The sequence below is a fragment of the Methanobrevibacter sp. genome (assembly GCF_045646205.1).
GTDB lineage: Archaea > Methanobacteriota > Methanobacteria > Methanobacteriales > Methanobacteriaceae > Methanocatella.
The window spans coordinates 18,703-31,211 of the sequence record NZ_JAZRKF010000048.1 but is presented as its reverse complement, the minus strand read 5'-3'; the positions used below and the strand labels follow the sequence as shown (position 1 = coordinate 31,211).

Annotated in this window: 9 protein-coding genes and 2 pseudogenes; 5 read left to right on the top strand and 6 right to left on the bottom strand. The window is 32.6% G+C overall.

Features of this window, described 5'->3' with window-relative positions; translation table 11 throughout:
• Nucleotides 1–78: 78 nt before the first annotated feature.
• From cfbE to ACKI44_RS08880, 3 genes and pseudogenes are all read right to left on the bottom strand, one after another.
• Nucleotides 79–1,479 carry a coenzyme F430 synthase gene (cfbE, locus tag ACKI44_RS08890; RefSeq protein WP_407423575.1) on the bottom strand — a complete coding sequence of 467 codons (1,401 nt, stop codon included), beginning with the start codon at nt 1,477–1,479 and terminating at the stop codon, nt 79–81.
• Nucleotides 1,479–3,332: a bifunctional NADP phosphatase/NAD kinase gene (locus tag ACKI44_RS08885; RefSeq protein ID WP_407423573.1), complete on the bottom strand. Its 1,854-nt coding sequence runs from the start codon at nt 3,330–3,332 to the stop codon at nt 1,479–1,481. The genes cfbE and ACKI44_RS08885 overlap by 1 nt, the downstream gene beginning before the upstream one ends.
• 33 nt (nt 3,333–3,365) lie before the next feature.
• A pseudogene (locus ACKI44_RS08880) lies at nt 3,366–3,455 on the bottom strand (pyruvoyl-dependent arginine decarboxylase); the annotation flags it as partial.
• 42 nt (nt 3,456–3,497) lie between these two features.
• Here ACKI44_RS08880 and ACKI44_RS08875 point away from each other — a divergent pair.
• From ACKI44_RS08875 to ACKI44_RS08860, 4 genes are all read left to right on the top strand, one after another.
• Nucleotides 3,498–3,830, top strand: coding sequence for a hypothetical protein (locus ACKI44_RS08875; RefSeq protein ID WP_407423571.1), 333 nt, complete (start codon nt 3,498–3,500; stop codon nt 3,828–3,830).
• Between the two features lie 115 nt (nt 3,831–3,945).
• Entirely contained in the window at nt 3,946–4,335 is a 390-nt protein-coding gene (locus ACKI44_RS08870; protein ID WP_303736235.1) for a translation initiation factor IF-5A, read from the top strand.
• 32 nt (nt 4,336–4,367) lie between these two features.
• Nucleotides 4,368–5,237, top strand: a complete 870-nt coding sequence (gene speB / locus ACKI44_RS08865) for an agmatinase (protein ID WP_407423569.1) — start codon at nt 4,368–4,370, stop codon at nt 5,235–5,237.
• A 135-nt stretch (nt 5,238–5,372) separates the two neighbouring features.
• Entirely contained in the window at nt 5,373–6,059 is a 687-nt protein-coding gene (locus ACKI44_RS08860) for a 4Fe-4S binding protein (protein WP_407423567.1), read from the top strand.
• Nucleotides 6,060–6,062: 3 nt separating this feature from the next.
• On the opposite strand, the gene ACKI44_RS08855 is transcribed toward ACKI44_RS08860, so the two are convergent.
• From ACKI44_RS08855 to ACKI44_RS08845, 3 genes and pseudogenes are all read right to left on the bottom strand, one after another.
• The gene (locus ACKI44_RS08855) at nt 6,063–6,338 is read right to left on the bottom strand and encodes a winged helix-turn-helix domain-containing protein (RefSeq protein WP_303736238.1); all 276 of its coding nucleotides are present in this window, start codon (nt 6,336–6,338) and stop codon (nt 6,063–6,065) included.
• Nucleotides 6,339–6,667: 329 nt separating this feature from the next.
• Nucleotides 6,668–6,940, bottom strand: a pseudogene (locus ACKI44_RS08850) (Ni-sirohydrochlorin a,c-diamide synthase); the annotation flags it as partial.
• 157 nt (nt 6,941–7,097) lie between these two features.
• A complete protein-coding gene (locus tag ACKI44_RS08845) occupies nt 7,098–10,697 on the bottom strand; it encodes a C1 family peptidase (protein ID WP_407423564.1) in 3,600 nt (1,199 codons plus the stop codon).
• Between the two features lie 590 nt (nt 10,698–11,287).
• On the opposite strand from ACKI44_RS08845, the gene ACKI44_RS08840 reads away from it, so the two are divergent.
• On the top strand, nt 11,288–12,508 hold the full coding sequence (locus ACKI44_RS08840) for a TIGR00300 family protein (RefSeq protein ID WP_407423562.1): 1,221 nt from the start codon (nt 11,288–11,290) through the stop codon (nt 12,506–12,508).
• Nucleotide 12,509: the final 1 nt, after the last annotated feature.

Here is a 12,509-nt window from a genome sequence, read left to right as displayed (position 1 = left end):
TCTATTTTTAATTATAATTAAATGTTTCAATTTATTGTAAAAATAATTTTACATATTTTTGTTAGCAATTGGTTATTATCAGCGTTTTGACAGTTTTCTATAGTCTGATCTGTAAATAAAAAGAAGATTTCTATTATTTTCAATTGCAAAATCATACACAGCATTATAATCTTCAATAAAATTAACTTCCTTATTAATCTTATTTAATATACTTTTTCCGACTTCTCCGGTTAAAATAATCTCTTTATCCAATGTGTCAATTAATTTTGCAACAGCGTCCTCATCAATTTCTTCACAGGTTATCCCATAATCCCCACCAATGGAAATAATGTAGTTTGCATCATTATCTATCATGTTAATTGACGCTTCGATTGCTTTGGTATTGATGCCGGGATTTATTTCTTCTATAACTGTGATGTTTTCAATATTTTTCTTATTGGTTCTTCCAGGGATTCCCTTATAGTTTTTAAGGCCATTAATGATGGTATTTTCATCAATATCTAGGGATAATGCAGTTCCAACAACTCCCAAAACATTCATGACATGATGTTTTCCTGGAGCAAACGTTGTTATCCTGATTTCACCGCTAAGGGTCTCATCACTTTTTGTTTTTATATCTTTAAATGCAATGTCAATTATGCTTTCATCAAGGGAATATTCTACATTTTTAACATATAAATCTGCAGATTCATCGTCAAAACTGAATGAATTGACTTTTTCATGTTTGATATCCTTATAATATTTGTCAAGAGATTCCTTTTCACAGCACACGATTCTGCATCCAAAGACCTGCTTTTTAGCAATACTTGCAGATAATCTGTTTTGTGCAATGGGGTAATCTTCAACAATATTTGTCAAAAGCCCAACATCACCAATGCCTGTTACTCCGAGGGATGATTCAAAAATGGCACTATTGTAAATCTGATTTTTATTTTCTCCATTACAAACAGGGTTGGCCAGTTTATTGGCTAAATCTATTGTTTCCTTGATATTTGCAGGAGTGATGGAAATGTTTTTTTGAAGAACAATTTCATTTTTTTCTTCATAAACTAAGGCACCAAGACTTGATAAGATTAAAGGATTTTCATCAATCAGTATTTCCTTAAGCATGAATGCGCAGCTGGTTTTTCCTTTAACTCCGGTTATTTCAATCTTATCAATATCTCTTCCCCACCCGTTCAGGATTTCAGCTACTGCCTTGTGGTGTGTGATAAAAGTATAATTTAAATTTCTATTGTTCTTTTTGATGTCTTCATTTGTTAAAGGTAAGTGGATTGGATAAATGACTTTCAAATCACCGGTAAAGTCTTTTAAATCATTCGGCTGAATTAACTTGACATTATAAACATCAAGCATTTTTTTATCAATGTCTTTTAGTGTATTGTAAATGTCATAGCAGTAAACGTTTTTTCCTTTTTTTGCAAGGCTCACTGCAATTTTAACGCCTCCGTGGGTCAAGTCAATTACAAGAACGTTCACTATAAGCACCTTTGCTGTTTATTGAGCCCACCTTCACCTAACTTATCTTTAACTTTTTCATAGAAGTATTTGCTACTTGTCCTTATGAAATAAACGTCTTTATCTGATTTTTTAAATTTAATTTCTTCAAGATAATCGGCCTCTTCATTAATTTGACCGTCCATTACGAACACTGCACTTTTTCCTTTTTTAAGCAATTTGACTGTTATTTCACTATTGTCAGATACGATAAACGGTCTTGCGCCAAGTTTATATGGGCAAATCGGTATGATAATGAATCCTTCAAGTTTAGGATCAACAATCGGGCCTCCTGCAGACATCGCATAAGCTGTAGAACCACTAGGCGTTGAAATGATAAGTCCGTCAGCCCTGACTTCTTCAATTGTTTCTCCATCAACCTGAATTTCAAAATGAAGCATTTTGGCAGGTTTGTTTGTCATTATAACTACTTCGTTCATGGCATTATAATTGTGGTTTTCGTGAGAGACTACCAATTTTGACCTTTTTTCTTTGTAATATTCTCCCTTAAGAACCTTATTCAGTGCATTGAATGTTTCGGATACTTCGATATCAGTTAAAAATCCAACAGTACCCATGTTAATTCCGAATAGTGGAGTCTCTTCTTTAAGTTTTGCTTGCGCTCTTAAAAGTGTTCCATCCCCACCTAAAACAACGGCCATATCGCATCTGAATTCATTAGTATCTTTTGCGATTCTTTTAAAGTCAATATTCAGATTCAAATCTTCAAGATATTCCTTCATTTCCGGAGATTCTTTAATTATTTTTTCAATAATCCTGTCAAGTTTAGGATTCTCTTTCAACTCTTCAATCTTTGTGGCAAGTCTTTTTTCAACAACCACTTCAAGACCGTTTGTTAAAAAGTAATCAACAAGTTTTGCTGAGAATAATATTGCTTTGTCCTGATCAATACGGCTTAAAATACCTACTTTTCCAATAAAATCAGCCATATTATCATTTAAGATGTCTATTATCTGTTTATGCATTATTTTATTATTTGCCGCAACAATAATTGCCTTTTCATATATGCTCAGTTTGTTGTTAAGTTTTTCACCGTGCTTTGAGGTAACGATTCCTCCGGCCTCTTCAACGATTAATTTGGATGCTGCAATATCAATTATTCTGCTTCCCCTCAAATCAAGAAACGCATCATATCTTCCGCTTGCAACATAGGACAGTTCCAATACAACAGAACCTAATACTCTCATTCTTCTTGCACTATCAACCAGTTTTGAAGCGGATGAAGTTCCACTTTTTGTAAAACCGCCTAAAGTCATTTGGCTGAATTTTACAACGTCACTTGGATGTACCTCTTCATTATTTAACCAGCATCCTTTTCCTTTTTCTGCTTCAAAGAAGTTACCATTTCCAAAATTGCTGATAAAACCTAATTCAACATCGTCCAGTGTAGCCAATCTTCCTTCGGGAACATTTGCAACAGCAATTGATATACCGTAAGCAGGTATTTCTTTAATTGCATTGCTGGTTCCGTCAATAGGATCGACTAAAAATATGAATTTAGGTTTTTCTGATTCATCCAAATCGTCACGCTGCAATTCTTCAGTCAGGTTAATGCTTCTTTTGGTTCCTTTACCTAACTTCAATTCACCTGCCTCTTCACTGATGATGTAGGATAGAACGGGAGCATTTTTTAAAATGTTAATTAGCGTATCTTCTGCAATAATATCGATATATGATGTAGGAGTACCATCGGCCCCAATCTTTACTTTTTCACCGGCCTCTTCAGTTCCGGCATAAGGTCTAATGGCTCTACTTACTTCTTTTATTATCTCATATGCTAAATCGGTAGCTATTTTTTTATCTTTTTCATCCATATTATCAATCTTCCAAATAAACTACTGATGCTACAACTGTCCAATTCCCGCATCACTTAAAGCATTATCAAAAGCATTAAATTTTCTAGGTCCTTCATCTTTTCTGACAATAGCTATTTTCATCTATCACTAATTTTATTATATACTTTTTATCTATATAAAAATATGATTATAAATAAATACATTTCATTAGTAATCACGGGAGTTTTATTTTTAATGCTGATGTTGCTTTTATCTTCATTAGTAATGCTGATTAATCCTGGAATGAATATTGTTTATTCCGGAATTATCGTCATATTCTTTGTTTTTATCTGTAGAGCTTTCTACAATTTTTTAAGAAACGATGACCAGTATAAAAATACCAGGAAAAGATCTTCTGATATTAAAGGAGAGTCTTACATTACCAAAGGCGAAAGCGATATTAAAAAAACTTTTGTCATAGTTTGGGTTTTTTTAATGACAATACTTCTGGCAGTAACTTTTATTATAATTGCATAAGTGGAATTCTTTGTGATAAGCGAATACTTTAAATAAAATATAAAATAAAATTATAATTAATCTAAAATAATTCTTATTATAGATTATAAAAATCTGGATTTATGGAGGAAAATTAATGTCAACTAAAGTTGTAGAGATTAAAACATTAAAAGTTGGAAAATATATTGTATTAGGTGGAGAAGCATCTAAAATCACTAGTTTAACTACCTCATCCCCTGGTAAACACGGGGCTGCTAAAGCAAGATTAGAAGCAGTAGGTATTTTTGATAACCAAAAAAGAAGTATTGTTAAACCTGTAGATACTAAAGTAGATATTCCTATTATCGATAAAAGAGTAGGACAAGTATTATCTATCCAAGGTGACAATGTTCAATTAATGGATATGGAAAGTTACGAAACTTTAGACTTACCAATGCCTGAAGACTTAAAAGACCAAATCACTGAAGGTATTGAAGTAGAATACATTGTAGCTTTAGGTAATATGAAAATCATGAGAACTAAATAAGTTCTCTACTTTATTCTTTTTTTAGATACATTATGCTATTGAATACCTACGAACCGTGGAAATTTGCATTTTCTGCAGAAACTGATTTTGAAAATATTAAAAAGGATTCGTATGGCATAATCGGTGTTCCATTTGACAGCACAACATCATATCATTCAGGTTCACGTTTAGGGCCTGTTGTTGTTCGTGAAGCATCATATGGTTTTGAAAAATACAATACTAATTTTAAAAGTGATTTGGACACTACATTCTATGATTTCGGAGATGTTAATGTAGTTCCGGGAAATTGTGAAGCCACATGCGATATTATTGAAGACACGGTCAGGGAATTGCTTGATTTAAATGTTAAGCCGATAACTATTGGCGGTGAACATTCAGCATCAATTGGGGTAATTAAGGCATTAACTGAAAAATATGACAAATTGACTGTAGTTCACTTGGATGCACACAGAGACTTGGCATTCGATTTCATAGGCGAGAAATATTCTCATGCAACGGTTATGAGAAGAGCTCATGAATTTGGTGTTGATTTGGTTCAGATTGGAATAAGATCATCATCTCTTGAAGAGGAAGAGTTCGTCAAGTCCACTTATAATATCCGAACATTTAAAAATAAGGACGTTCACAAACATATGGATGCTGTAGAGTATTATTTGGCAACTGTAGAAACGCCGATTTATTTATCAATTGATATGGACGTTTTAGACCCTGCCATTGCGCCCTGTGTTGGAAATCCATCTCCTGGTGGGTTATTCACATCAGAAATTGAGGATGTTATTAAGGCTCTGGCATTTAAAGAAGTTGTTGGAATGGATGTTGTTGAAACCGCTACTGACAGATTAGGTGAAAATACGGCCGTCACTGCTGCTAAAATAATCTATGACTTTTTATCATTGATTTAAATGAAAATTAAACCACCACTATTAATTGAAATTATTTTTATTTTTATTGCATTTTTAATTTATTTTATAACGGGTAATGATTTTTACATATATAATTTCCTGTATATCGGGACATCTTTAGCTATTGGGGTAGCTTTGCTTTCTAATGGTTATAAATGGGGTCGCAATCTCATATTGTTGGCAATTGGATGTTACCTACTGATATTTGTAGGTTTAATCGGTCATGAGAATATGTTGATTTCTGGATTTTGGTATTATCTGTTTTTAGGCCTATTTGAAGCGGCAGTAATACACTTTTTGGTTGCAAAGATTGCAGGACCACTCCTCTTCGGTCGGGGATGGTGCGGTTATGCCTGCTGGACAGCTATGATACTGGATTTACTGCCATATAAAGTTCCTCAAAATCCAAGAAAAAACTTTGGCTACATTAGATATATTCTATTTGTAATTATTTTGTGCTTTGTTTCAGGCCTATTCCTTTTAAAAGTCAATAATCTTGAATTAATAATGTATTATACATTCATTGTGGGAAATATAATTTATTATGCAGTTGGAATTGTACTTGCATTTGTCCTAAAGGATAATCGTGCTTTCTGTAAATACATATGTCCAATTACAGTATTCTTAAAGCCTACAAGTTATTTTTCAAGGCTTCGTGTAACTGTTGATGAAGAAAAATGCGTTGATTGTCAAAAATGTATAAAGACATGTCCTATGAATGTAGACATGTTGAATAATTCAAGAAAAAGAAAAAACGGGACAGAATGTATTCTTTGTGCTGAATGCGTTAGGAATTGTTCGGTTAATGCGCTGGATTTTTAAAATTTATTTATATTCATCTTTAACTTTATTAAGATAATAGGTTCCTTTATCGGTGATGCTGTAAAATCTGTATCTGTTGTCTTCTTCATTTAAACAGACTACCAAATCCGCATCTTTTAAGGTTTTTAAATATTTGGATACATGATTGCTATTATCACCAATATCTTTACTGATTTTGGAAGGGATTTTATCTTCAAATTCTAGGGATTTTAAGACTTCTACTCGTTTTTTAGAGCGAAGCAATAGTGATATAATTCTCATGTCATCTTTGATATCCATGATTAATATATGGTTTTTAGCTATTTTATTGGTATCTATATGCTATTAGCAGGATAATAGCAATAATTATTTTTTGCATATAACAAATCAATTTCATTTTTAGGATAATTTTCACTGCACTATAACAGAATAACTAATGTTTATGTAAAATTTTAAGTAAATGATAAACTTGGAGTATTAACTTTAGAAAATGATGCAGTATGATTTAGAAATTATAGTGGTATGGCATTAAAAAGAGGCATCAGCGAAAAAAGAGATAAGGGACTGTCCACTAATTAAATTTTATATTTAAAATTTATTGGATGGTGAAATTGAAAAATTGTTAGATGTTGATAAAGGCCTCTGACTCCTTCAATAACTGCAATGTCCTTATCTTTCATCGCCTTATTGAATGAGTCCCTGACCTGTCCGTCATACATAAAGAATGAATCTAAGTTCCTGGAAGTATTTCCAGTTGCTAAAGTGTGGTATGATGGGTCGATATAGTCCGGACCTACTTTGAACGGCTGCACATTATATTTTTCAGATAATGCTTTCATGATTCCTGTTGCAATTGTAGTCTTTCCAACTGCACTACCTGTTCCTGCTAAAATAACTCTCATGAATAATAATTTATTTTGATTATATATTATCTTTTTGAAATCATTTGATTTTAGGTATGGTTCTAAAAATCTTGATTCTAAAACTAAATTTTCAAAAATAGGATTTTTGGTAATTATAGAAAATTTTAAAAAAACAGATTAAGAGGGCATTGCCCCCTTAATCTACAATAGTAATTTTGTTTGATATGTTAGTTCCATTGAAACTTGAAGTAATGATATATGAATCATTAGGTGATCCTAATCTAATATTCAATGCAGCATAACCTTCATCATTTGTGGTTCTTTGATAGAATACTCCGTTAATGTTGAAAGTAATCTTTTGATTAGGGAAAGGATTTCCTTGACCATCAACTAATAATGCTTTGAATTGATCGGTAATACCATATTTTTTAACTAAGTCTTCAGCAAACAGGACAGGCAATACTTCAATGTTATTAGATACTCTACAGTCATTGTACATTGCTGTTATCGTGTAGTTTCCAGGATCTAAATTAATGTTTAATTTAGCTTGACCTGATTCATTGGTTTGGCGAGTGTACATTACACCATTGATGTTGAATGTGACGTTTTCACCAGCACCTACCACTTTACCGTCAGCACCTAAAATAGTAACAACATATTGGGAACCGTTTCTGTAGTATTTTACTAAATCATCATTATCGATTACCCTAGATAATACAGTAATGTTGTTTGAATGTGTCTGATTATTAAATGGATGATAAGCAGTAATGATATATTTTCCAGCTTCTAAATTAATGTTTAATTTAGCTTTTCCTTCACTGCCATTTACTTGGCGAGTGTAGAATACGCCATTGATGTTGAATGTGACATTTGTTCCTTCAGCTAAAGGATTGCCTTGGCCATCAAGGAAAGTAGCATAGTATTGAGATTCATTTCTGAATATTTTTACCAAGTCATTACCACGAATAGTAGATAAAACAGTTATTGTGTTTTCAACAGTGGAATTAGTATAATTTTCTCTGCCAATATAAGATACAGAACATGTATAATTGCCAGGGTTTAAATTAATGGCAATTGAAGCACTACCGTTTTCATCGGTTGTTCTATTATAAGAAACACCGTTAATAGAAAGAGTTATATTTTCATTTGCAAATGGATTGCCTTGGCTATCGAATAATTTTACTTCAAATCTTGTGCCGTTTTTATAATACATCACAATGTCTTCAGCTTGAATAATGACACTTTCCATGGGAATGGTGTACACTTTCAATATTGCTGTTACATTATCTTTACCAAGGTCCTCCCAATTGACACCATCCACGCTTCCAAATGAAACGTTTTCCTTATGATGATGTCTTGAATTATATTCGAAAGGTAGAGAACTACTTTTGAATACAACTTTAAAAGTATCATTTGCTGAAATTGGAACGTATTGTGTTAATTTGATGGTATGATAACCTGCAAATGGGCTTACACCATTTTGTGTGTGTTTTAATACTCCATTAACATAAATATCAAATTCATAATCAACTCCATCACTATCAAAGTAAGTACCCACGGCTGCAATTAAATCATCTTCAAGAGCAGTGTAGGTATTTGAGAAGTACTTGTATTGATCTACAAAGTTATTTAACTGTCCGGCATCTGTTTGATAATTCTTATTGTATGGAACAGTGTTGTTAAATAAGTAAGCAGCATAGTATGGATACTGCTGAGGGTTTTGAGTATTGAATGATGTATCATAATATGATAGGTAGAAATAGCCTTCATCTCCCCACTCTGTACCCCAGCTGTTTTTAATAATCCATGCACCATCACCAGAAGGTGGATTTAGGAAATTACTTGCAGGATAATTATCATCCCAACCAACAAGGGTTACCGCATGATTTATACCTTTAGTTCCATTGTAATAACGTGCAGCAGATGTTTCGTTATAATATTTTGAACTCTCACCTGAATAAATTGCCACTAGAAATGCTCCGTAGTCTATTAATGCTTTTTTAAAGATATAATTGTCTGTTGCATTTTGACGAGCCGGGAAGAACACTACGTCCTGAACATGTATACTTTCATTTCCCATGTTGATATGGGTGGATACTTTTCCAAGCTCATCATATCTATCCAGATCGGTTGGATATGGACCGTACCAGTTTACAAGATATCCGACACCTGTGGATTGTTGTGCACCTTCTAAAATTCCATCAACTCCATAAATTGAATATTGAAGCATTGTATTTTGAATATTGTCCTGTGAAAAATTATATAATTTTCCGGTTGCTTTAAGCAATGCTGATTCTAAAGCACCGGATGTTGCAAATGTCCAGCATGCACCCATATGACCCTGGTCTCTGACAGGACCCACTAATCCATAATCCTTTAAATTGAATTTATCAGGTAAGGTGTCAAATTTATAAGGAGTGTTATTAATCAGTGTTAATTCTATTCCGTCGTTTACCACAATTGTTGCATAAAATGTGTTGTTAACAGAAACCAAATCATTATTGAATTTATTGTCTTCGGCAATGTCTTGTGTTGAGAATACTGAGTATAGGGCATTTCCGTTATCCTTAAAGGTGTTGTTTTGTAATGTGAGTTTGGAATCATAGGTGAATACCGCATCCCCCTTGTTTGATCCGTGATTGTCAATGAAAGTTGAACCCTTGATTAATATGTCTCCTTTATCAAAGTACAATACTCCCCCAATTTCCAAATCTTCTTTAACAACATTATTTCTCTTGAATGTAGAATTTTCAATGGATACATCAGCATATGATGTCCATAATACTCCACCATCATACATTGCAATATTATCTTCGAAAGTTGAGTTGATGATATTTAACTCAGCTCTAAGCTGCATTACGGCACTTCCAAATGCCGCAAAACAACCATGGAATTTTGAGTTGGCGATTGTCACATAACCCTGTTCAATATCAGCAAAAATCACCCCACCATCCTTACCTGAAGTGATATTTGTAAATTCACAATCCTCAACAGTTAAATTAACCGCATATTTAACGCCAATTGCACCAGCACTATTCAAAACAGTAAGATTCCTGAATTTAGTGTTACGTACAGTCACCCTACCTTCTTCACCATAAATTGCATTGGCATAGCTTGAACGTGAATTTGCAAAAGTGGAACCGTCAACAATCAATTCTCCACCAGAAAAATAAATATGTGACCATTTTGACTCGATTCCACCTTCAAAAGTGGAATTTAGAACAATTACATTACACTTTTCGTTGGAAAAAATGTCTGAACTTTTAGTACCAGTATTTGAAATAAATTTTGAATTGTTTACAACCAAATTAGTAGCATTTAGTTCAATTCCACCAGAATCATATTTGGAGGATGAGTTTTGAATGGTGACATTGTCTAGATAATACTCTGCATTTGGCTGAACGAAAGACACAGCACCATTTAATGCATTTTTGATTATCAAATTTTTTAGAGTGACATTGTTCCCAATTATATTAAATATTCTCGCTTTTCCGTTTCCGTCAATACTATATCCGTTACCGTCCAAAAGGAAGTTGCTTTTGGAGACATTAATTCCATCTGTGAAATTGATGTCATTGCCTTCATCGTAGACATAGTCATGAGTAAGTTTTAATTCATTTAGACTTCCATTTATCTCATTATTTAAATCATTGAAGTTATCATTTGATGAATCTACTTTTAACAGATTTCCCTCAGTTGTAAAATCTGTTATATTTTCTTCAGCCGAAACCGCTGACACTGTTAATAATATCAGCAACATCAAACTGAAAACAATTGATTTATTTATGTTAATCATAATATGATTTAAGAAAACAGTAACATATATAATTTGGCTCTGTCCAAAATTGTCATGATGAACTATACTCTAATTCTTTATTACTAATTTAATAATAGTTTATATATTTTTAAGAAATAATTATCAATATCAAAATTTACATGACATTAATCTTTTAAATTAACTAAAACGAATGTAACTCCTATTAAAATTAAATAAGTTCTCGTTAAATATATTTTAATTAAATGAGCTTCTTTTTAAAATCAACAATCTAAATCATGCCATTCATGTTAACACATTAATATATAATAATATATGGTGATAATGATTTTTAATTGATAATAAGAAAAATAACAGAATATAAATAATGTAATGGGTATATTATTATATATAATCTCTAAAAACCCCTTTACACTTAATATTATGAATGATATTTTAATTGAAATAAACATGATATGAAATTTCAACTCTAATTTCCACTTCCCGTTCACATCGATATTAAAACAAAATACTAATTAATGGACAGTCCCATAAGTTTTTTCTCCATCAATACCATTAAATATCATCGTAAACCATATATATAATATTAACTAAAAAAGGAGCAAAATATTATGAATAAAAGAACTATTAGTCTTTCTGGACATATTATTGATTCATTGACCTTAACTAGAACAATGGCAATAATTATGGACAAAGGAGGCGAATTTGATATCTTAGAAATCAATGTTGGAAGAAAAAAATCTGATATAAGTAAGGCGAAAATTGAAGTTTCAGCTGACTCTCCCGAATTGCTGGAGTCTATATTGGATGAATTATCCGTTCTCGGTGCATCAATTGATGAACTTAAAGAGGTTCAGTTGGTGGCATCCACAAAAGATAAAGTTGCTCCTGAAGGTTTTTACTCTTCATCCAATCACACTACACATATCTTTTATGATGGAAATTGGATTCCTGTTGAAGACATTGAAATGGATTGTCTGGTAGTTGTTGATGAAAAAAACAAACGTGCTTTTGTAAAACCTATTGCCGAGGTAAAATCTGGTGACAGGATTGTTGTTGGTCTTGATGGTGTTAAAGTTACTCCGCCACACAGATCAAGAGAAGAACAGCAGGTATTTGAATTCATGAACAGTGATGTTTCATCTGAAAAGCCTTTAATGAACTTAATTAATGGTATTGCAGAAGAAATGAAAGAAATTAAAGCTAAAGGTGGAAAAATAGGTATTGTCGGTGGACCGGCTATTGTTCACACAGGTTCCGGCAAGTATTTGGCATCATTAATTAAAGAAGGCTATATCGATGTAATCATGGCGGGAAATGCACTTGCTACTCATGATATTGAATCAAATCTCTTTGGAACTTCTTTAGGTATTGAAGTTGAAACCGGAAAGATTGTTGCTCATGGACATACTCACCATATGAGGGCAATAAATAAAATTAATCGTTCAGGCTCTATTAAAAGTGCGGTTGAGGACGGAACATTAACTGGTGGAATAATGTATGAATGTATTAAGAATGATGTTCCTTTTGTTTTAGCAGGTTCCATTCGTGATGACGGTCCTCTTCCTGATGTAATCACTGATGCTATTGAAGCTCAAAAGCTTATGAGAAAATATGCTCAGGAAGTGGATATGGTTTTAATGATTTCAACAATGCTTCATTCAATTGCTATGGGTAACTTACTTCCTTCCAGAGTTAAAAGTATTTGTGTAGATATTAATCCGTCTACCGTTACTAAATTGTCTGATAGGGGCAGTGCTCAGGTATTGGGTATTGTTACTGATATTGGAACATTTTTACCATTACTTTACAATGCATTAAAGGATGATTAAA

Excerpts from the sequence above, each read along its gene's own strand:
- ACKI44_RS08845 (WP_407423564.1), bottom strand. The coding sequence starts at position 10,697 with ATGATTAACATAAATAAATCAATTGTTTTCAGTTTGATGTTGCTGATA.
- ACKI44_RS08840 (WP_407423562.1), top strand. The coding sequence starts at position 11,288 with ATGAATAAAAGAACTATTAGTCTTTCTGGACATATTATTGATTCATTG.
- ACKI44_RS08885 (WP_407423573.1), bottom strand. The coding sequence starts at position 3,332 with ATGGATGAAAAAGATAAAAAAATAGCTACCGATTTAGCATATGAGATA.
- ACKI44_RS08870 (WP_303736235.1), top strand. The coding sequence starts at position 3,946 with ATGTCAACTAAAGTTGTAGAGATTAAAACATTAAAAGTTGGAAAATAT.
- ACKI44_RS08855 (WP_303736238.1), bottom strand. The coding sequence starts at position 6,338 with ATGGATATCAAAGATGACATGAGAATTATATCACTATTGCTTCGCTCT.
- ACKI44_RS08875 (WP_407423571.1), top strand. The coding sequence starts at position 3,498 with ATGATTATAAATAAATACATTTCATTAGTAATCACGGGAGTTTTATTT.
- speB (WP_407423569.1), top strand. The coding sequence starts at position 4,368 with ATGCTATTGAATACCTACGAACCGTGGAAATTTGCATTTTCTGCAGAA.